We start from the raw sequence: 21,579 nt of genomic DNA on the forward strand, positions 1-21,579 counted from the left end.
CCTTTCGCCGGTGTCGTCCACGGCGCGGCCGTTCACCTGGGGTCACGCCGTTTCTTCCCCGCACCGCGTGCCCACATCGGCGGCAGGCATGTTCCCCGTTGCCGCCCGGCCGGCGTCGCGCCCACCGGCATGGCCGCACCCGCAAGGGGTACTCAGTCGATCTTGGAAGGCCCGGCCGGAGGGCCTCTTGTCGGAAGGAGATCCGTGTCTGACGAGACGGTGAAGAACGTCTTCGTGATCGGGCTCGACGAAGCCAATCTGCCGACGCTGCGGGCGGTTCCCGGAGCTGACCGGCTGCGCTTTCACCAGCTGCTGACCATCGAGGAACTCCAGTACGGCGAGGTGCATCTGCCCACGCTGTTCGACAAGGCCGTGGAGGTGCTGGACGCCTTCGACGGAAGCATCGACGCGATCGTCGGCTACTGGGACTTCCCGGTCAGCACCCTCGTGCCGATGCTGAGCGAACGCTACGGAACGCGGAGCACGAGCCTGGAGTCGGTGGTCAAGTGCGAGCACAAGTACTGGAGCCGTCTCGAGCAGCAGAAGGCGACCGACCGGCACCCGGGGTTCGACCGGGTCGACCTGTCGGCCGAGCCGCCTCGCCCGCCCGAGAACGTGACCTTCCCGATGTGGGTCAAGCCCGCGCTCTCCTACTCGTCCGAACTCGCCTTCGGGGTCGATGACGAAGAGGAGTTCCGCAAGGCCGTGACCGAGATCCGCGACGGCATCTCCCGCATCGGCCGCCCCTTCGAGCACATCCTCGAACGCATCGACCTGCCTCCGGAGATGGACGGCGTCGGTGGCCGGGTCTGTCTGGCGGAGGAGGCGATGTCCGGTGTCCAGGTCGCCGTCGAGGGCTACGTCCACCGGGGCGAGGTGACCGTCTACGGAGTGCTGGACTCGATCCAGTACCCGGACTCCCCCTGCTTCCTGCGCCACCAGTACCCGTCGACGCTGCCGCCGGCGGTCATCGCGGAGCTCCACGACGTCTCGGAGCGGGTGATGCGGCAGATCGGAATGGACTCGGCCACCTTCAGCATCGAGTACTTCTACGACCCGAAGACGCAGTCGATCAACCTGCTGGAGATCAACCCCCGGCACTCCCAGTCGCACGCGGAGCTGTTCCAGTACGTCGACGGCGTCCCCAACCACCACTGCATGGTCAGTCTCGCGCTCGGCGAGGACCCGCGCATGCCGCACGGCAAGGGCCAATACGCGATGGCGGCGAAGTGGTACCACCGCTGGTTCACTGACGGCGTGGTGCGCCGGGTGCCCGGGCCCGAGGAGATCGCCCGCATCGAGCGGGAGACGCCGGGCGTGCGCATCGAGGTGGTCCCCGAGGAGGGCACCCGGCTCTCGGACCTCCCCGGACAGGACAGCTACAGCTACGAGTTGGCGCACATCTACACCGGCGGTGCGGACGAGGCGGAGCTGCGGGAGAAGTTCGACCACTGCGTGGCCGAACTGGGCCTCGTCTTCGACGAGCCCCCGCAGGAGTGAAGCCCGGCCGGAGTGAACCCCGACAGTAAGGAGCACGTGGGTTCCATGCGTTACGTGACCAACCTGCCGTACGCGACGAAGGAAGAAGAACACGTCACGATCCCGATGTCCGACGGGGTCCGGCTCTCCGCGCACATCTGGCGTCCCACCTCGTCGGACCATGAGCCGGTGCCCGCGGTGCTGGAGTACATCCCGTACCGCAAGCGCGACCTGACGGCGGTGCGTGACTCCATCCACCACCCGTACCTCGCCGGACACGGCTACGCCTGTGTCCGCGTCGACCTGCGCGGCACCGGCGACTCGGAGGGCGTGCTGCGCGACGAGTACCTGGAGCGGGAGCAGGCGGACGCGGAGGAGGTGCTGGCCTGGCTGACGGAGCAGCCGTGGTGCGACGGCGGCGCGGGCATGATGGGCATCTCCTGGGGCGCGTTCGCGGCGCTCCAGGTGGCGGCCCGTCAGCCCCCGGGCCTGAAGGCCATCGCCATCGCCTCCTTCACCGACGACCGGCACGCCGACGACATGCACTACATGGGCGGCGCCCTGCTGTCGGACAACCTGGCGGAGGCGGGCACGATGTTCGCCTACGGCACCTGTCCGCCGGACCCGGCCGTGGTCGGTGACCGCTGGCGGGAGATGTGGCACGAACGCCTGGAGCACACCGAGCCCTGGGTCCTCCAGTGGCTGCGCCACCAGCGCCGGGACGACTACTGGCGGCACGCCTCGGTGTGCGAGGACTACAGCAGCGTGCGCTGCCCGGTCCTGGCCTCCAGCGGCTGGGCGGACGGTTACTCCAACGCCGTGACGCGGCTGCTCGGCAACCTGGACGTGCCCCGCAAGGGGCTGATCGGCCCCTGGTCGCACAAGTTCCCCCACCTCGGGGAGCCCGGCCCGGCGATCGGCTACCTCCAGGAGCTCGTACGGTGGTGGGACCACTGGCTCAAGGGCGTCGACAACGGCGTCATGGACGGCCCCATGCTGCAAGCGTGGATGCAGGACAGCGTGCCGCCGTCCACCGCGTACGAGGAGCGGCCGGGGCGCTGGGTCGGCGAGCCGGACTGGCCCTCCCCGCACATCCGGCAGGCCGTCCATCCGCTCACCCGGCACACGATCGGGCCTCCGCGGGAGGCGGCGGACGAGGGGAGCGCCCTCGACGGCGACGCGATGACCGTGCAGTCGCCGCTGTCCGTGGGCCAGTTCGCGGGCAAGTGGGCCTCGTACAACGCGCCCCCGGACCTGCCGTACGACCAGCGTGAGGAGGACGGCGGTTCCCTCGTCTTCGACAGCGAGCCGCTGACCGAGCCGGTGGAGATCCTCGGCTCGCCGACCGTGGAACTCGACCTGTCGGTCAGCGAACCGGTCGCCATGGTGGCCGCGCGGCTGTCCGACGTGAGCCCGGACGGCTCCGCGACCCGTGTCTCGTACGGCATCCTGAACCTCACCCGCCGCGACAGCACGGAGTCGCCCGAGCCGCTGGAGCCGGGCCGCCGCTACCGAGCCACCGTCCCGCTGAACGGAGTGGCCCAGGCGTTCCCGCCCGGCCACCGCATCCGGCTCTCCCTCTCCACGTCCTACTGGCCGCTGGCCTGGCCGCCACCGAAGCCCGCCCTGCTGAGCGTCCACGAGCACTCCAGCACGCTCACCCTGCCGGTGCGGCCGGTGGAGGAACCGGACGAAATGCCGGCGTCCCCCTTCGGCGAACCCGAGGGCACGCCCCCGATCGCCACGAGCCAGGTGACGCCCTCCGAGGAGCGCTGGGAGGTCAAGCGGGACCTGATCGGCTACCAGTCCGAGCTGGACATCGTGAAGGACCGGGGCACGGTCCGCTTCGAGGACATCGACATGGAGGCGGGGCGCCGCGCCCGCGAGCGCTACACGGCGGTCGCCGACGACTTCACCTCGGTCAGCGGCGAATCCACGTGGACCATGCGGTTCCAGCGGGACGACTGGGACGTACGGGTGGTGACGCAGACCCAGCTGAGCTGCGACGACACGGACTTCTTCGTGGACGCGACCCTCGACGCGTACGAGGCCGACCGCCGGGTGTTCTCCCGCACCTGGAACGAGCGGGTACCGCGCGACCTGCTGTAGCCGGGCCCGGTGAGCGGGAGGGGTCCCCTCCCCCGGCGCGGAGGGCGCCACCGGGACTACTTCTCCCCCTCCCGCGAGAGCCCCGTCGACGGACGTCCGTCGACGGGGCTCTCGGTGTGCGCGACGAAGTCGTCGAGGAACAGGGCGAGGAACAGGGCGAGCTGCCGCAGCCCCCCGGTTGACCAGGCCGACAGCGCCATCTCCATGCCACGGCGGCGGGCCTCCTGTATGCGACGGACCGCGTCCCGGCCGGCTTCCGTGAGCTGGACGCGCTGGGCGCGCCGGTCGTCCGGGTCGGGGACGCGGGTCACGTGGCCGGTCCGCTCCAGTCGCCGCAGCTGCCGGGTGACGTGGGACGCCTCCACCGACAGCCGGGCGGCCAGCACCCCGGGGCGCAGCGGGTCGCCCTCGGCGATGTGCAGCAGGACCGTAGCAGCGGCCCTGTCCAGGCACACTCCCGACTCGGCCACCAGACGCTCGTGCTGCCGGGCCCGGCCGGCCAGGTGGGCGCCGTGCCCGCCTCCGAGACGGCCGCCGGCACATGCGGCGTGCGGGATGACGGTTGCACCTCCCACTCCGAGATCGGCGGGAAGTCCTGGGACGGGTTTCCGAGACGGATACTTCCGGGCGACCATGGCTGGGCACCCCTACCGCAGGGAGGTACCCCATGACCGACTCACCCGCCCCCGACCCCGGCGTGCTGCCGACGACCGCGCGCACGGGGCGTGTCGAACTGACGCCCGCCGCCGAGGACCTGCTGCGACGGCTGACCGGGACGCACGGGCCGGTGATGTTCCACCAGTCCGGCGGCTGCTGCGACGGCAGCGCCCCGATGTGCTACCCCCGCGGAGAGTTCCGAGTCGGTGCCGCGGACGTCCTGCTGGGGCACGTGGCCGGGGACACCCCGTTCTGGATGAGCGCGGACCAGTTCACGTACTGGTCGCACACCCACCTCACCGTGGACGTGGTCCCCGGCCGTGGCAGCGGCTTCTCCCTGGAGGCCCCGGAAGGCGTCCGCTTCCTGCTCCGCTCACGCCTCCTCACCGACGAGGAGCTGCGGCGCATCGAGTCGGAACCGCCACTGCCGACCGGGGCGGAAGAGGTCGCCTAGAGGCGTGCAACAGTCCCCAGTCCCGACACATCCCAGTGAACTCACGTAGCACACCTGAGTCCTTCGTCGATGCGGGTGCGCAGGGAGCGCAACGCCTGCCTGAGCTCTGCCGGTTCGATGTCGGTGACGTCGGCGTCGAAGGTCAGGAGCAGTCCTGCCAGCCCTGCCCATGACCACGCACCGAGCGTGAGTCGGCAGCTGGAGTCGGTGTAGTGCTCGACCGTCGACCCACCGGGGGCGAACCGGGCGACAACGGGCGCGGGTAGCGCGACGAGCGCCGACCCGCAGCACGGCCATTCCGCCAGGGTGTCGCCGCGGTCGTGCGTGCTCATGACGAATGCGACCGCGTCGCCGTGCGGGACGTCGCGGCGGTCGAAGGTTCTCCCCGTGGGCATGCGTGGCTCGAGGCGGTCGACGCGCATCGCGCGCCATCGGTCCGCGTCCGGTTCGAACGCGACGAGGTACCACCGTGCCGCCCACACGACGAGGTCGTGCGGTTCCAGCGTGAGCGTCGCCGGTTCGTCCTCGCCGGTGCAGTCCACGCGAACGACGTGCCGTCGGTTGATCGCGCCGCCGATGACGCGGACGATCTCGGCATCGATGGGTGCTGCGGGGAATTCCCAGTAGTTGCGCGCTGCGGAGACGCTGAACGCCTCGGTGCGGATGCGGCTGCGGGCGGGCATCGCCTGCTGCAACGTGGCGAGGGCGCGTGCCGAGTTCTCGCGGATGCCGGAGAGGATCGTGGGGACGGTCTGGAGCGCGACGGCCGCGGCGACTGCTTGGTCCTCGTCGAAGACGACCGGCGGCAAGCGGGTGGCGCGGCCGAGCCGGTAGCCTCCGCCCACCCCGCGCACGGCCTCGATCTCGTACCCGAGCTCTCTGAGCGTGTCGATGTCGCGTCGCACGGTCCTAAGGGAGACTCCGAGCCTTTCGGCGAGTTCCTCGGCGGTCAGGGTGGCGCCGGTACCGAGGATCGACAGCAGCCTGAGCGTCCGAGCGGAGGTCACAGCCATGGTCCCGCCCCCAGGGAAAGCGGTCATTCGATGGCAACTATAACTGTGATCCTGGCCGACATGACCGCTCCACAGACATCCCGAGAGGGCACACGTGCCCCCGACGCTCCCTCAGCACCCATCTCCGGCGCAGGTGCGAACATGGCGCTCCTGGTCGTGCTGTTCAGCTCCTTCATGGACCTCGTCGACGCGACGATCGTCACCGTCGCGGCCCCTGCGATTGCCCGCGACATGGGAGCCGGCGATGCTCAGATCCAATGGACGATCGCTGCCTACACCCTCGCCCTGGGCGCGGGACTGATCACTGGCGGACGGCTCGGTGACCAGTTCGGCCGCAAGCGCCTGTTCATGAGCGGGCTGGTCGGGTTCATGGTCACCTCCGCGCTCTGTGCGCTTGCCGTCACTCCGGGAATGCTCATCGGCATGCGCGCCGCGCAAGGACTGACCGCGGGGATCATGGTCCCGCAGGTGTTCGGCGTCATCCGGGCATCCTTCGCCCCGGCAGAGCGCGCCAAGGCATTCGGCGCCTACGGGGCCGTTCAGGGGCTCGCCTCGGTCGCAGGCCCACTGCTGGGCGGACTCCTCGTCGAGGCCGACCTGTTCGGTCTGGGGTGGCGCACCATCTTCTGGATCAACGTCCCCATCTCGATCCTCGCCCTCGTCGTCGGGGCGAGGGTCTTGCCGGAGTCCCGTTCCGCCTCCACCGCGCGACTGGACCTCGTGGGTGCCCTACTGGCGGCCTCGGGCATCCTGCTCGTCCTGCTGCCGATCATCCAGACAGAGACATGGGGATGGACCGCGGGAAGTTACGCCCTCCTGGCGGCCGGAATCATCCTGCTCACGCTCTTCCTCGCGTACGAGCGCAGCCTCGCCGGCCGTGGGGGCGAACCCGTCTTCGACCCGGCCCTGCTCAGAATCCGCGCCTTCGCCGTCGGCCTGAGCGCATCCGTGCTCTTCTTCGGCGGTATCGGATCGTTCTTCCTCACCCTGTCGGTCTACCTTCAGCTCGGCACCGGCCGGACCGCGTGGGAGACCGGATTGGTGATCCTGCCCTATGCCCTCGGCTCGATCATCACCTCAGGACTCGGCGTCGCTCTCGCCGCCAAGGCGGGCAGAGCCCTGCTGATCACCGGCTCGCTCACCATCGCGGCATCTCAGCTCGTGCTCTTGGCCGTCATCAGGGACGGCAGCGACCCCGGATTCTGGCTCCTCGCGCTCGGCCTGTTCATCGGCGGCCTCGGACTCGGCCTCGCCGCACCCATCCTCGTCAATGTCGTGCTCGCCGGTATCCCCGGACGCAATGCGGGCGCGGCGGGCGGCGTCCTGTCCACCGTCAACAAGATCGGCGGAGCCATCGGCATCGCCGTTCTCGGAACGGTCTTCTTCGCCGCCGTCGCCGGATCGACGGCGGATGCACCAGGACCGGCCGACTACGGTCACGCGCTCAGGATCGTCCTCGTCGTCACCGCGGTGCTCTACCTCGTGGCGGGGCTCGTGATGCTCGCGCTTCCGAAAGCCGCGGCCGAGCACGTCGACCAGTGAACCCATGCGGCAGGAAGGCACACCGCTGATGATTCATCGCAAGGCTCGTGAGCACCGACGTCAACGCGGCTGGCGATCCCCGGCCAAGGAATTCCGCGGCGCCGTGCCCGCCTCCGGCAACGAGACGGGCACGCGCACGGCACTGGAGAATCCGGCCCGGTCCGGCGAGACCGGCCGGGGCGTCTAAGGCGCGGCGCACACCGACGGCAGCGCCCGCCCGAGCCCCTTCAGGTGCAGGCCGTCGAGCCGGTGGGTGTACGCGGACCAGCCGGCGGCCGTGACCAGGCGGGGACCGCATGACGGCAGGGTCCGGGCCCGTTCCGTGTCGTCGAGCGCGGCCAGCAGTCGTGTGGTGATGCGGTCGAGGGCAGGGCGGACCTCCTTGGCCAGGTCCGGCCGTTCGGTGGGGCGCTCGCCGGGGTTCGCGTCCCAGCGGGCGTACAGGCCGCGCTGCACCAGCTTGTTCGCCTCGATCTGATCCCGGAACACAGCGGCCATGGCGTCCGGGTCGAGTCCGAGGCCGGCCGCCCGGGTGCGGACGTCGTCCAGGATCCGCGCCTCGCGCTCCGGGTCGTCGATCGGCGTGTCCGTGCCGTACTTGGCGGCGGCGACCTTGTCGGCCAGCAGCAGCCGCTGGGCGAGCAGTTCGGTCACCGACGCCAGGTCCGACGTCAGACCGTGCGCCGCGGCAGCCGTGTGATGTACCGGGGCGGGCCGCTCGGCGGCGGTGGCCGGGCCTGCCGTCCCGAGCGCCAGGGTGGCCGCGGTCGTCAGGGTGCCGAGGAGGGTGAGGGTGGACCTTGGACGTTGCGCACGCACAGGGGTGTCCTTCCGTGGGGGCGGGGCGCCGGACCGCGGCGCCGTTCCGCAACCTACCGATCGGCGTCAGGCGGGTGTTCGCCGAGGTCCCGGAACAACCCCGCCATGATGCGTAGCCCCTCGCGGGCCGCCGATCCCAACAGGTCTTCGTCAGGGGTGTGTTCGGAGCATGAGGGGTGCGAGTGCGGGACCCGCACGGTGGGCAGGCCGAGGATGTCCGCGAAGGCGTCGTTGGGGAGGGTGCCGCCGAGGTTCGGCAGGACGGCCGGTTCCTTGCCCGTGGTGTGCCGCAGGGAGTCCACGGCCCAGCGGACCCAGGGGTCGTCCGGGCTGAGGCGGGTGGCGGGGACGGCTTGGAGGACGTCGACGTCGACCATGGACAGGCCCTGGGCGTCGAGGTGGTCGCGGACGACGCGTTCGAGGTCGCGCCAGGGCGTGCCGACGACGAAGCGGAGCCGGACGTCGGCGTGGGCGGTGCCGGGGATGGCGCCGACGGGCTTGGCGGGATCCCCGGCGGCCAGAGTGAGGACTTCCAGGGTGCTCCAGCCGAAGGCGCGTTCGGCCGGGCTGGGCCCGGCTCGCCCCAGCCGGAGTCCACCTCCGGGGCGCCGTCCCCGCCGCCCACGGTGAGATCCGTCAACTTCCGTCTGCGCGTGGCCCCGCGCGAGGGCGCCCACCACTCGGGCAACTGGGGCGGCGCCCTGCGCAACCCCGCCACGTTGCTCGCCGGACCCTGGCGACCCTGGTCGACTCCCGGGGCCGCAGACATCCCGCCCGAGGTTCAAGCAGGCGTGCGGCGGCGGAGGAGCTGGGGTGGTCCCTGCGGGAGACGGCCGTCGGCGGAACGAGCGACGGCAACTTCGTCTCCGCGCCCGGCCGTCCCGTCCTCGACGGCCTGGGCTCGGTGGGCGACGGCGCCCACGCACGGCACGAGCACGTCCTGCTGGACCGCCTACCGGCGCGCACGGCACTGCTGGGGGGCTCCTCAGTGCGGGGGCGGCGTAGGCGCGCCGCAGAGGCCTCCCCGACCTCTGGACGCCCTCCCGCGGGCTCGCCTAGTGTGCGACGGCAAGCGCTTTCTAGCCTGCCCATGCCAATCCCACGTGCGCGCAGCCCCGCCGACGGCCCGGACGAGGAACCGACGCGGGTCTGACGCGGAAAGGCAGTGCCCGTGCCGCACAGCGAGCCCCACAGACCGCCGCACCCGTCACACCCGTCCTGGACCCGCAAGTCGTTCTTACGGGGAATGGCAGCCGTCGGCGCCGCCCCCCTGCTCTCCGCCGCCGTACTCCCCACCGCCACCGCCGAAGCCGCCCCCTCCGCCCGGCCGGACTTCCCGCTGCTCCGGAACGGCACCCCCACGGACGTGTTCGTGGACGCGGCCGACGACCCCGCCGTGATCCGCGCGGCCGGTGACCTCGTGGCGGACGTGGAGCGGGTCGGCGGCGTCGGGCCACGGCTGCTGCACACCGTGCCCCGGCGGGCCGGACTCCTGGTCGTGGTGGGCACGATCGGCGCGAGCCCGGTGATCGACCGGCTCGTCCGGCACGGACGCCTGGGCGTCTCCCGGGTCGAGGGCCGCTGGGAGGCGTCCGTCACCCAGGTCGTGGACCGTCCGCTGCCCGGCGTGGACCGCGCCCTGGTGATCGCGGGCAGCGACCGGCGCGGCACGGTCTACGGCGTCTACGACACCTCGGAGCGCATCGGCGTCTCGCCCTGGTACTGGTGGGCCGACGTGCCGGTGGTCCCCCGCGCCACGGTGACGGTCCCGGCGGGCCCCTTCGTACGCCACGAGCCCGCCGTCCGCTACCGCGGCGTCTTCATCAACGACGAGCAGAACCTGACCACCTGGTCCCACCGCACCCAGGAGCCGGACAAGAACATCGGCCCCCGCACCTACGAGCGGGTCTTCGAACTGCTGCTGCGCCTCAAGGCCAACTACCTCTGGCCCGCGATGCACCCGTACTCCGACTTCTTCAACAAGCACCGGGAGAACCCCGAACTGGCCGACCGCTACGGCATCGTGGTCGGCTCCAGCCACCCCGAGGCCATGCTCCGCAACGGCGTGCACGAGTGGGAGCCGTGGGCCGAGGAGCACCGGAACCCCGACGGCACCCCGCCGCTCTACGACTACACGGTGAACCCGGCCGTCATCTCCGACTACTGGCGGGCGCGCGCCCGGCAGAACGCCGGCTACGAGAGCAGCTGGACGATCGGCATGCGCGGCCTGCACGACTCCGCGCTGGAGACGAGGTACGCCACCACGATCCCGGAGAAGGTCGCGGTGATGAACGACATCATCGACGACCAGCGCCGCATCCTGGCCGAGGAGGTGGGCAAGGCGGCCGAGCCGCAGATCTTCATCCCGTACAAGGAGGTCCTGGAGCTGTACAACGCGGGCGTCCGGGTCCCCGACGACGTCACGCTGATCTGGCCGGACGACAACCACGGCAACATGCGCCAGCTCCCGAACGAGGCGGAACGGCGGCGCTCCGGCGGCAACGGCATCTACTACCACCTCTCCTACTGGGGCCGTCCCAGGAGCTATCTGTGGCTGGACACCACGCAGTTGAGCAAGGTGTGGCAGGAGCTGCGGCGGGTCCACGACCACCAGGCCGACCGGATGTGGATCTTCAACGTCGGTGACATCAAGTCGATCGAGACCGGCTTGTCCTTCTGCCTGGACATGGCCTGGGACGTGGACCGCTGGGGCCCGGGGAACGTCGGGGACTTCCTGGTGGAATGGGCGGGGCGCCAGTTCGGCCGGCGTTACGGCCCGGAGATCGCCGCCATCCGCACGGAGTACTACCGCCTGGCGGCGGAGCGGCGCCCGGAGTTCATCGACAAGGCGATCTTCTCGACGGTGCACCACGGGGACGAGGCCGAACGCCGGCTGTCCGCCTACGAGCAGTTGCTGGACCGGGTGCGGAAGCTGGGCGCGAAGCTGCCCGAGCCCTACCGCGACGCCTTCTACGAACTGGTCGAGTACCCGGTGCACGGCGCCTACTTGATGAACCTGAAGTACTACTGGGCGGACCGGAACGCGCTCGCCGTCCGTCAGGGGCGCGGCGCGGGAACGAACCGCTTCGCGGATCTGGCCGAGGCCGCGCACGCCGAGGAGCAGGCGATCACCCGCCGCTACAACTCGGAGATCGCGGGCGGCAAGTGGGACGGCATCGTCAACCCCTACCCCTCCCAGATCCCCAAGGCCCCGGGCCGTCCGGCCGTCACGCGGGTGCCCCGCCAGGAGACCTCGGGCCTGGGAGTGGCCTCGGAGGGCAACGAAACGGGAGCGAGCCGGCCGCTCTCCTTCTCCTCCTACACCCGCGACCGCCGCTTCGTGGACGTCTTCAACACGGGTTTCCTCTCCCTCCAGTGGCAGGCCGAGCCGAGTCACCCGTGGGTCCGGCTGAGCACGTCGGGCGGCGAACTCGCCGACCAGACGCGGGTATGGGTGGAGATCGACTGGCCGCGAGTGCCGGAGGGCACCCACCACCCGGTGCTGGCCTTCACCGGCGCCGGCACGACCGCCGAGGTGCCCTTGCGGGTGGTCAACGACGGCGAGCGGGCCCGGCAGCGCGCCCGCGGTTTCGTCGAGGCCCACGGCTATGTGTCGATCGACGCCGCGCACTTCGACCGTCAGGTGGCGCGCGGCGGGGCCCGGTGGCGGGTCGTACGCGGACTGGGTCGCCGTACGGCCGCCGTCGAGGCGGTCCCGACGACCGCACCGCCGGTCACCGAGGACCTCCCCACCCGGTCACCGGAACTGCGGTACCGGGTGCGCTTCACCGGCTCCGGCACCTTCCCGGTGACCGTCTTCCGGCTGCCCTCCCTCGACGAGCGGGGCAAGCGCCGGCTGGCGATCGCCCTCGACGACCAGCCGCCGACGGTCCTGTCAGGCCAGGCGATCGCCACCGGCAACCGGGGGGACGCCTGGGCCCGCAACGTGGAGGAGGGCGTCGAGAAGCTGACCACCACGGTGACCGTGACGGAACCGGGTGAGCACGTGCTGCGGCTGTTCATGGCCGATCCCGCGATCGCCGTGGACCAGATCGTCATCGACACGGGGGGCCTGCCCGCGAGCTGTCTGGCGCCACCGGAGAGCTACCACCGCGTCTTCAATCCCGGCCCCGCCGTCGCACCAGGCGTGGAAGCACCGGGCCGATAGGCCAGTCACCGGCAGTCGCCCGGAGCGACTGCCGGTGTTCTTCAGGAGCACTGACAGCAACACAGATTTCCGCGTCCACGGAAAATCAAAAAAAAGCCGGTTACACGCAGCAACCGTGATTCGCTCGACGCCCCTCCGTGCTTCCGTGCGCCCCTATGGAGAAAGGATTCCGCGAGCCGTCGGCAGATTCCACTGGGCAGGACATGAGGCGAGCATCATGTCGGTGCGACCGCACCAAAATCCCGTGTGCCAACTGAGGCAGGTGGTATTCGATGAGCGGCTCCCTTCCCGGACCGGCCCGAGATTGGACAGTGGGCACTGCTCCAGGCATATTCCCATTCATCGGCCACGGTATCGACTTGGTCCGTCGACCGCTGGCCTTTCTGAATTCTTTACCCTCACACGGGGATCTGGTCGAGATACGCCTGGGTCCGCAGCGTGCCTGGATGGCGTGTCACCCGGACCTGGTCCACCAGGTGCTCAGGGACCCGCGCACGTTCGACAAGGGCGGCCCGCTCTACGACCGGTTACGGATGCTGCTCGGGGACGGCGTCGGCACCTGCCGCCACCAGGATCACCGGCGCCAGCGCAGGATGCTCCAGCCCGACTTCCGCAAGGCCCGCGTCGCCGACCAGGTGAGCCTGATGGGCGAGGAGGTGGAGTCGGTGTGCCGTACGTGGCGGCCCGGGCAGGTGGTCGACATCAGCGCGACCATGCTGGACCTGTCCACACGCGTGGTCAGCCGTGTCCTCTTCTCCGACTCGCTCGACACCGCGACGGCCGCCGAGATGCGCAGGTGCCTGGCCACCGTGGTCCGCGGCATGTTCGTCCGGACGGTGATGCCGGTCGACGTCCTGTTCCGGGTTCCCACGCCGGCGAACCGGCGTTACCGGCATGCTTCCGACCGCCTGCGCGCGATCGTCGACGCGGCCATCGCCCAGCGCCGTCGAGGCACCGCGCAGGACGACCGCGACGACCTCCTCGCCACCCTGCTGGCGGCCACGCGGGCCGACCACGGGGGGACGGCGATCAGCGATCAGGAAGTCCACGGCCAGGTGCTGACGCTGATGTTCGCCGGCGCCGAGAGCACCGCCCTGTGCCTCGCCTCCGCCCTGGAGCTCCTGGGGCGGCACCCCGAGGAGGAACGCCGCCTGCACTCCGAAGTCGACGCCGTGCTCGCTTCGGGGCAGCCGCCCGGCCCCGACGAGCTGCCGCGCCTCGTCCACACCCGGTGCGTCCTCACCGAGACCCTCCGCCACCGCCCGCCGGGCTGGCTCTTCACCCGCGACACCACCCAGGAGACGGAGCTGGCCGGGCACCGCCTCCCGCAGGGATCCACCGTCATGTTCAGCCCGTACCTCCTGCACCACCACCCCGCCGTGTTCCCCGACCCCGATCGCTTCCTCCCCGACCGCTGGCTGCCCGGACAGGCCGTCGCGGTCCCGCCCGGAGCGATGATCCCGTTCGGTGGGGGCAGCCGGAAATGCATCGGAGAGACACTCGCGCTGACGGAGGCCACGGTGGCCGTCGCGTTCATCGCCCGCCACTGGCGGCTGCGTCATCTGCCCGACTACACCGAACTGCTGCGCCCCGCGGCGTCGTTGGGACCGAGGGGACTGGTCATGGTCAGCGAACCGCGAACGAGGCCGTCGATGGGCACACCGCCTCCGGCGGATTCACGCGCACCCGGGGCAACTGTCGTACCCGTCGTCCACAACTCCCGAACAGCAGGTGGCAACGATGTCCACGACGCATGAGGAAATCACGCTCGCCGCGCAGGCGGAAATTCCGGTCGTCGATCTGGGGGAACTGATCGACGCGAACCTCTACATGCCCTTCCCTTACCAGCGCAATCCCCACGCGTCCGAAGCGGCGGCAGGCGTCGACGAATGGCTGAGCAGCCGGGGGCTGACCGACGACCCGGCGGTGGCGGCCATGATCTCCTATACGCGCCCCGCCGAACTCGCGGCCTGCAACAGCCCGACCATGGACGCCGGGCTCCTCCAGATCGTGGCCAACCAGATCGCCTACCAGTTCATCTTCGACGACCGCGCGGAGGACGTCGGCCGGCACGCGCCGGGCCGGCTGCTGCCCATGCTGTGCGAGAGCATCGCGATCCTGCGGGACGGCCAGCCCCCCACCACCCGGCTCGGGGCGGCCCTGGCCGACCTCCACCGACAGGTGCAGGAGCGGTGCACACCCGCCCAGGCCGCACGATGGGCCTGGAACAGCCGTGAGTACGTGCACGGCCTGCTGTACGAAGCGGTGGCGCAGACCGACCCCGTCCCGGTGGAAAGCGGGCTGTGCCGGTCCATCCGCTCCCTCATCGCGGGCGTCGAGCCGTTCTACCCGCTGTGCGAGGCCGCGCAGCCCTGCGAACTGACCCCGGAGGAGATCCATCACCCCGTCATGCGACGCCTGAGCCGGCTGTCGGCCGACGCGGCGGTGTGGATACCCGACCTCTTCTCCGCGGTGAAGGAACAGCGGGCGGGCGGCGTGATCAACCTGGCCCTCGCCTACCAGCGGACCCACCGGTGCTCCCTGCCGGTGGCCGTCACGCTCGCCACACGGCGCATCAACAGCACGATCCGCGAGTTCGAGGAGCTCTACGGTGAGCTCAGGCCGGAGTTGAGCCCGTCCGGGGTCGGCTACGTGGAGGGCATGGCCGGCTGGATCCGCGGTTGCTACTTCTGGTCCCGGACCGTGCCACGGTACGCGGACACGATGGCGGCACCCGCGGTGCCCTGATGCGCTGTCCGACCGGCCGTTTCCACCACAGGGAACCCGAGAAGGGCGGAAACGCGACAGACTACCCGAAAGACCGAGACCAGAACCGCTCCTGCGGGAAATTCACCCTCTCTGTCGACCTCCCGTTCCGACCCGGCCATGGGGCGTGCACGAGCGCGTACGCTCGCCCCGTCCGGCGGGGAGCAACGACAGGAAGCGGTAGACCACATGGCCCATGGGCTGCGGCAACCGAACACCGGAGACCGGCCTCTACTCGAGCGCGACGAGGAACTCCAGACCATCGACCACGCGTTGGCGGAGCTCCGTGACACCGCCGACGGCGTGCCCCAGGTACCGCGCGGCGGGTTGCTCGCCTTCACCGGCGAGGCCGGGCTGGGCAAGACGACACTCATCGCGGCGGTGCGGGCCCGCGCCGCCGCCCTCGGGTTCACGGTGTTCTCCGGCAAGGGCGGCGAGAACGAGCGGGGGATGGCGTTCCGCGTCGTCCGCCAGGCCATGCAGCCCATCCTGGCCGGGATGAGCGAGACGGAACGCCGGGATTTCCTGGGCAGCTGGTACGACATCGTCGGCGCCGCGCTCGGTCTCGAGGCGACGGACCCCGCTCGGGTGCCGGACCCGACCGGAGTGCGCGACGGCCTCGACTGGGTCATGACGCGGCTGACGATGCTGAACTCGCCGGTCGTTCTGCTCCTGGACGACCTGCACTGGGCCGATGCCGAATCCCTCGACTGGCTCGCTTCCTTCGCGCCCCGGGTCGCGAACCTCCCGCTGCTGATCGTCGTCGGCTACCGGCCCGACGAACTTCCTTCCGACGCGAGCAGTTTCCGTACGCTCGTCGAACGCCACGAGCGACGCCCGCATCTGCTCGCTCCGCTCGGGGAGGACGGTGTGGCGCGGATCATCAGGCACGAAGTGGGTGAGGAAGCCGAGGACGAGTTCTGCGGCGAGTGCTGGGCGGTCACCGGTGGAAGTCCCTTCGAGGCCGTCGAACTGGCCATCAGGCTCCGTGAGCGGAAGCTGAGGGGCACCCAGGAAGAATTGCCCGCGATGCGGGACCTCGCCGCCGCGGTCAAGGGCCCCGGCCTGATCGAGCGCCTCAAACGGCTCGGCCCGGGCACCGTCCGCTTCGCGTGGGCCGGTGCTGTCCTGGGTGGGTCCTTCTCACCGGAGGTCGCCGCCGACCTCGCGGTTCTCGGCAGCGAGGAGGCTCTCGAAGCGGCCGAGAAGCTGCGCGCCCGCCGCATTCTCGCGTACACCGACGAGCCCGCGGGCTGCCTGGAGTTCGTCCACCCGCAGATCGCCACGACGATCTACCGCGACATCCCCGCGGGCCTGCGGGTCGGCATGCACAACGCGGCCGCCCATGCCACCCAGGCGGTCGGGGCCGGCCCCACCGTCGCCGCCCGGCACCTGCTGGAGGTTCCCTGCGACGGCCGGCCCGAGGCGGTCGCGTGCCTGCGCGCCGCCGCGCGTGAGTACCTCCGCGCCGGGGCTCCGGAGGCCGCCCGGCGCGTGCTGACCCGGGCGCTGCGGGAACCGCCCCCTGCCGAGGACCGTGCCGCCCTGCTCCACGAGCTGGCCTGCTCGACCTTCCTGATCGAGCCCACGGCCACGGTCAGCCATCTCCGGAAGGCGCTGAAGGAGCCGGGAATCGACCCCGACCTGCGCGCGTCCATCGTCTACCGGCTGACCCAGGCGCTGGCCCACACCGACCGGCTGACCGAGGCCGCGACCGTGGCCGCCGACGAGGCGCGGCGCGCCACCAACGCGCGCGTCAAACTGCGCATGCAGGCCGATCACTTCGTATGGAGCGCGTTCCGCGCCGACGAGCCCGACTCGTCCGCCCGCTCGCGCAGGCTGGCGCGGCTGGCGGACAAGCTGCCCGGCCGGGGCCTGGAGGAGCGCCATATCCTCGGGCTGCGGGCGTGGGACGCCCTCGTGCGCGGCGAGCCGCGGCGGACCGCCCTCGGGTATGCCGAGGAGGCCCTCAGCGGAGGGATGAGCTGGACCGACGAGAACCGCGGCTTCGAGGTGCCCGCCGCGGTCGCCCTGCTGTTCATGTACTGCGACCAGCCGCGGCGGGCCGAGGAGCTCTTCGCCGAGGGCATGGCCGAGTGCGAGCACATGGGGTGGCGCGGCTCCCATCTGGCGCAGGGCCAGACGCTGCTGGGCTACATCCGCTACCGCCGTGGCCTCCTGCAGGAGGCGGAAGAACTCGTCCGGGCCGGACTGCACACCGCCGAGCGCGTCGATGGAGCGGTGCCCGCCCAGTGGTTCGCCATCGGCATTCTCATCCAGACCCTGCTGGCCCGTGGGAGGGCCGGTGACGCTCGCCGGCTCGCCGACAGGTATCACTACGGCGACGTGGTCCCCAACGCCGTCATCTTCCCCGATCCCCGCACGGTGTACGCCGATCTGCTCCTGGCGGAGGGGCGACTCCCGCAGGCGGCGCGGCTGTTGTCCAAGGTCGGGGACTGGCTGGAGGGGCGGGACTGGCGCAACCCCGCGTGGTGCCCCTGGCAGCTGGGGCTGGCCTCGGCCCTCGCCCGCACCGCCCCCGACGAGGCGGTCCGCCATGCCCAGGACGCCGTCAAGCGGGCCCGGGACTTCGGTGCGGCGTCCGCGATCGGGCAGGCGCTGCATGTCCAGGCGGAGGTGACGGGCGGGGAGGCGGCGCTCGATCTGCACGCGCAGGCCGTCGACCACCTGGAGCAGTCGCCGGCCGCGTACGAACTGGCCCGTGCCCTGGTCGGCCACGGCTCCGCGCTGGCCCGCAACGGCCTTCTGCAGGGCGCCGCCGACCGGCTCTACCAGGGCCTGGAGGGCGCGGTGCACTGCGGTGCCGAGGGTCTGGCCGCCCGGGCCAGGCGGGAGCTCTCCGCCGCGGGACTGCGCCCGCTTCCCCTGCGCTACCCGCAGACGGACATGCTGACGACCCAGGAGCTCAGGGCCGCCGATATGACGGCCCTGGGCCACCCGGCATCGGTGGTCGCTAAGGAGCTGCGGCTCACCGAGCAGGGCGTACGGCAGCTGCTGTCCTCGGTGTACCGAAAACTCGGCACGGACGAATCCGGCCTCCCCGACGCCCTGTCGAACCGCTCCCGGCACGAGCGGTAGCGGCCGGGAGCCCGGCCCCGCACCCCGGCCGCCGGTTTCCTCACCGCTGCCTCGAGTTGTGCTGCGCCCGATGCCCCATCGACTCCCAGAACCTCCGCAGCTCCGTGACGTTCGTGCGGCGCTGCCAGGAGGCCCTGGGCCGGAACGGGGAACGGGACAGGAGGGTGGACTGGGTGCGGCAGAAGGCCTCGCCGAGTTCCGCTCGGTGGCCGTCGAGGCCCGTGGCCGGGTACGGGCACAGTTCGAAGGCGCAGTCGTCCCGGCAGTTGGAGCCCGCCTGGGAGGAGGCCGTGCGAACAGTGGTGCGGCCCGGGTCGAGCGGGGTGCGGTCCAGGGTGAGACAGGGCGGCAGGTGGGGCCGGGCGGTGTGCTGGAGGCGCCGGATGCGGTCAGTGGGCCAGTCTCCCCGTTCGGCCAGGTTCAACAGCAGCAGCACGTCGGCCAGGAGTTGCTGCGCGGTCGGGTGCAGGGCGCTCCAGCCCGTGGACGGCGCGATCCACAGGTTGTGCTTGCGTGCCTCGCCCCGGGACGTCTGGGAGCCGACGTGCGCGGCGACACCCGACTCGTCGATCCACAGGAACCGTTCGGGCTGCCCGGTCTCCAGGGCCCAGACGCAGAGTTTCCCGGCCGCGGTCACGAACGGGTGCTCCGGTTCGCCGTCCGGCCGGGCCAGCCACTGACGGACCTGCTGGGCGGGGTCGGACCCGTGACCGCGCGACGGGCGCCCGGCGCCGGCGCCGTCGGGCAGGTCCCACAGGGTCAGCGCGTGCAGCAGCGTGAGGCGGGTGAACCAGAACCGGGTGCGTTTGAGCATGTCCCACGCCTGCTCGCTCAGGTACTCGCGGGCCTCGGGCCGGGCGTGCGGGTGGCGGTGCCGGCGGTTCGCCGCGTACTTGAAGCCCTGGGCCAGCGCCACCTCCACGTTGAGGTCGAGTCCGGCGGGCCCGTCCAAACCGTCCGCCGGGACGCCGACGCGCTGCACCCAGCTCTCCAGGAACGCGTACGGGGTGTCCTGGTGCCGGTGGGTGGTGACCGAACCGACGAGCAGCGGGATCAGCCAGGCGCACAGGGTGTTGTCCCGCCACTGCCGTTCCTCGGCCTCGCGGTCCTCGCGTTCCCGTCTGCGCTCTTGGCGCCGCTCGTCCTCACGCTCCTTCAGCTCCCTCTTCATGCGCGCGACCTGGCCCTCGCCCTGCCGGCGCAGTCTGGTCTCCCGCTCCCCCACCAGCTCCGGCTGCTGGCCGCCCCACAGCTTCTCCCGCCAGTCCGGCTCCCGTTCGACGCGCATGCCCTCGACCACCTGGGGCCCGCGCAGTCTCGGCTGGAGCGCGGCGAAGGCGAGGTCGCCGCCGGCGCCGATCTCCTGCGCGATGGCCAGCCGGACCGGGTACGAGGGTTCGAGGCGGGCGATCTCGAACATCTCCAGGTAGGCGGGCCGGAGGGTCTGCCGCTGGGCGACGCCGCGCATGGCCTCGCCGAACCGGGCCACGAGCAGGGCCTTCGCGGTGCGCAGGGTGTGCGGGTCGCGGGCCCTCAGATCCGGCCAGGACGTGCACAGCCGCATGGCGATGAGGTGCTGCTCCGGCTGGGCGTCGACGCTGTCGATCTCCAGGGCGGCCGCGTACAGCTCCAGGGCCTTGCTGTGCAGGGTACGGCCGAAGAGGGGCCGTACGTGATGCTTGTCGTCGTTGTCGTGTTCGGCGTTCCTGACGGCCTGTGCCTGGCAGGCGGCCTCCATCAGCAGGTCCCGCGCGGCGCTCACCGGGCACCACGGTGTCCCGTCGGTGCCCGCCGCGCCCGGCTCCTCGTGGACGCACGCGCCGTCGGGCAGCCGGGAGTGCAGCACCATGGCGATCAGCAGTTCCCGGCCCGGCCGTTGCAGGGCCGCCGGGAAGTACCAGCCCTCGGTCGGCTGTGCCGGGACGTCCGGGTGGATCACCGCGTTGAGGAAGCGGGCCCCCAACTGGGCCTGGATCACGCTGTGCTGGAAGCGGACGCGGTCGCCGCCGAGCTCGACCATTTCCATCCGGGCGCCCCAGTGGGCGGCGAGCCTGAGGTCGATGCCGCTGTCCCCGACCCTGCGGGCCAGCTCCCGGACGATCTCGGGGAAGCGGGAGCGGGCCGGGTCCTGTTCGTCGACGACGTCGGCGAACCGCACCTCGGAGGTGTCGAGGGCGAGTCCCACGCACGCCACCGCGGCCATGTAGTGGACGACCGAGCGGCGCTCCTCGGGGGAGAGCGGCAGGTGCGGCCCGAAGCGGCCGCTGATGAGGGCGCTCAGCCAGGTCTGGAACAGGTGGAACCTCAGGGACGCCCGGTCGCCGCCCCGCGTCTCGACGGCCTCCTCGTCAGCGGGCCCGGCGAGGGCGCGCTCCAGCAGTCCCTGCTCGTGCAGTTCGGCGGCGATCTCCAGGTAGGTGGGGGCCTCCGCGATGCCGGCCCGCTCGACGATCCAGTCGAGCCGTTGCCGGTCCTCCCCGGCGCCCCCGGACGAGATGTAGGTGAGGGCGGCCTCCTCGCTCAGCGGCTCCAGCTCGGTGAGGGACGCCTCCATGCCGCGCAGCGAGTCGTGCGGCCGGGAGGTGATGATCAGCGGCAGACCCTCCTCGTTGGCGCGGCGGATGGCCAGCCGGATGACGGTGTCGCGTTCCTCCGTCAGGTCCTCGGCGGTCAGCGCCTCGTCCAGGCCGTCCGCGAGCACCACGATCCGCCCCTGCTGGCACAGCCGCCGCCAGACCTTCTCCGCCTCGGCGGCGGAGCGGATGTTGCCCTGCACCTCCCGGCAGAAGCGTTCGAAGGCCAGCTCGCGGAAGTCGAGCCTCGTGTCGGCGGCACGCAGCCGCAGCGGCACGGGCACCGCCCCGCGCTCCGCCAGCCGCTGCGTCAGCAGCACGACCAGCGCCGTCTTGCCGGTGCCGATACCCCCGACGACGACGTGCGTCCGGCGGAAGCGGCGGTCCCGCAGGTCCTCCATGAGGACGGAGCAGAGCTGGTCGCGGCCCACGACCCGGCCGAAGATGCCGCCCGCGGTCTCCACGAGTGCGTGGGGTTCGAGGCGCGCCTTGCGCAGGTAGGCCCGGCGCACATGGCTGAACCGGAAGAACAGGTAGGTGACGGTGGCCAGGGCGAGGGTGAGGAAGGGCATGAAGAGGGACTGGAGGATGGTGCAGCTGAAGCTATCCGGTTTGCACTGCTTGTCCACCCATCTGACGGGCGACTCGAAACTCTGTTCCTGCGGCAGGGTGATGGCGGCCGTGATGGCCAGGAACAGCAGGAGCAGAGCCCCAAGGAACGTCAGAATCAGCAGCGTCACGTACCCGCCGCTCTTGCGGACCCGCCAGGTCCTGGTCCGGTCGTAGCCCTGCCGCATCAGTCGGCGACGGTGCAGCGCGCGGCGCAGGCCGAGCCCGCCGCGGAGCGTCCGCCCGAGCAGTCGGGACGGTCCTCCTCCGTGTCGCGGGGCAGCAGGACCC

General features: G+C 71.4%; 14 protein-coding genes. 9 read left to right on the plus strand and 5 right to left on the minus strand.

Annotated features, from left to right (window positions below):
- Positions 1–204: 204 nt before the first annotated feature.
- Together QC385_RS02135 and QC385_RS02140 are read left to right on the plus strand one after the other, a co-directional pair.
- Positions 205–1,500, plus strand: coding sequence for an ATP-grasp domain-containing protein (locus tag QC385_RS02135; RefSeq protein ID WP_279539506.1), 1,296 nt, complete (start codon positions 205–207; stop codon positions 1,498–1,500).
- Positions 1,501–1,545: 45 nt separating this feature from the next.
- Positions 1,546–3,588: a CocE/NonD family hydrolase gene (locus tag QC385_RS02140; protein ID WP_279539507.1), complete on the plus strand. Its 2,043-nt coding sequence runs from the start codon at positions 1,546–1,548 to the stop codon at positions 3,586–3,588.
- A 56-nt stretch (positions 3,589–3,644) separates the two neighbouring features.
- On the opposite strand, the gene QC385_RS02145 is transcribed toward QC385_RS02140, so the two are convergent.
- A complete protein-coding gene (locus tag QC385_RS02145) occupies positions 3,645–4,163 on the minus strand; it encodes a MarR family winged helix-turn-helix transcriptional regulator (protein ID WP_443032826.1) in 519 nt (172 codons plus the stop codon).
- Between the two features lie 92 nt (positions 4,164–4,255).
- On the opposite strand from QC385_RS02145, the gene QC385_RS02150 reads away from it, so the two are divergent.
- Positions 4,256–4,699, plus strand: a complete 444-nt coding sequence (locus tag QC385_RS02150; protein ID WP_279539508.1) for a DUF779 domain-containing protein — start codon at positions 4,256–4,258, stop codon at positions 4,697–4,699.
- 41 nt (positions 4,700–4,740) lie between these two features.
- Here the strand turns inward: QC385_RS02150 and QC385_RS02155 are convergent, their stop codons facing one another.
- Positions 4,741–5,712 (minus strand): helix-turn-helix transcriptional regulator, encoded by a 972-nt coding sequence (locus tag QC385_RS02155; protein WP_279539509.1) that lies wholly within the window; start codon positions 5,710–5,712, stop codon positions 4,741–4,743.
- Between the two features lie 141 nt (positions 5,713–5,853).
- Between QC385_RS02155 and QC385_RS02160 the strand changes: the two genes are divergently transcribed.
- Together QC385_RS02160 and QC385_RS02165 are read left to right on the plus strand one after the other, a co-directional pair.
- Entirely contained in the window at positions 5,854–7,254 is a 1,401-nt protein-coding gene (locus tag QC385_RS02160; protein WP_279539510.1) for an MFS transporter, read from the plus strand.
- A gap of 4 nt (positions 7,255–7,258) precedes the next feature.
- Entirely contained in the window at positions 7,259–7,441 is a 183-nt protein-coding gene (locus QC385_RS02165; protein WP_279539511.1) for a hypothetical protein, read from the plus strand.
- Here the strand turns inward: QC385_RS02165 and QC385_RS02170 are convergent.
- Positions 7,438–8,073 carry a chorismate mutase gene (locus QC385_RS02170; RefSeq protein WP_279539512.1) on the minus strand — a complete coding sequence of 212 codons (636 nt, stop codon included), beginning with the start codon at positions 8,071–8,073 and terminating at the stop codon, positions 7,438–7,440. The two genes, QC385_RS02165 and QC385_RS02170, sit on opposite strands and share 4 nt — an antisense overlap.
- Before the next feature lie 53 nt (positions 8,074–8,126).
- Positions 8,127–8,753 (minus strand): hypothetical protein, encoded by a 627-nt coding sequence (locus QC385_RS02175; protein WP_279539513.1) that lies wholly within the window; start codon positions 8,751–8,753, stop codon positions 8,127–8,129.
- A 566-nt stretch (positions 8,754–9,319) separates the two neighbouring features.
- Between QC385_RS02175 and QC385_RS02185 the strand changes: the two genes are divergently transcribed.
- The 4 genes from QC385_RS02185 to QC385_RS02200 all read left to right on the plus strand — a co-directional run bounded on the left by QC385_RS02185 (position 9,320) and on the right by QC385_RS02200 (position 18,106).
- Positions 9,320–12,241 carry a glycosyl hydrolase 115 family protein gene (locus QC385_RS02185; RefSeq protein WP_279539514.1) on the plus strand — a complete coding sequence of 974 codons (2,922 nt, stop codon included), beginning with the start codon at positions 9,320–9,322 and terminating at the stop codon, positions 12,239–12,241.
- A 272-nt stretch (positions 12,242–12,513) separates the two neighbouring features.
- The gene (locus QC385_RS02190; RefSeq protein WP_279539515.1) at positions 12,514–13,998 is read left to right on the plus strand and encodes a cytochrome P450; all 1,485 of its coding nucleotides are present in this window, start codon (positions 12,514–12,516) and stop codon (positions 13,996–13,998) included.
- Positions 13,982–14,989, plus strand: coding sequence for a (-)-alpha-amorphene synthase (locus tag QC385_RS02195; protein WP_279539516.1), 1,008 nt, complete (start codon positions 13,982–13,984; stop codon positions 14,987–14,989). The genes QC385_RS02190 and QC385_RS02195 overlap by 17 nt, the downstream gene beginning before the upstream one ends.
- A gap of 207 nt (positions 14,990–15,196) precedes the next feature.
- Positions 15,197–18,106, plus strand: a complete 2,910-nt coding sequence (locus tag QC385_RS02200; RefSeq protein WP_279539517.1) for an ATP-binding protein — start codon at positions 15,197–15,199, stop codon at positions 18,104–18,106.
- 40 nt (positions 18,107–18,146) lie between these two features.
- On the opposite strand, the gene QC385_RS02205 is transcribed toward QC385_RS02200, so the two are convergent.
- Positions 18,147–21,476 (minus strand): NACHT domain-containing protein, encoded by a 3,330-nt coding sequence (locus QC385_RS02205; protein ID WP_279539518.1) that lies wholly within the window; start codon positions 21,474–21,476, stop codon positions 18,147–18,149.
- Between the last annotated feature and the right edge of the window lie 103 nt (positions 21,477–21,579).

This window comes from Streptomyces sp. DH10, from assembly GCF_029813805.1.
Taxonomy (GTDB): Bacteria; Actinomycetota; Actinomycetes; order Streptomycetales; family Streptomycetaceae; genus Streptomyces; species Streptomyces coeruleofuscus.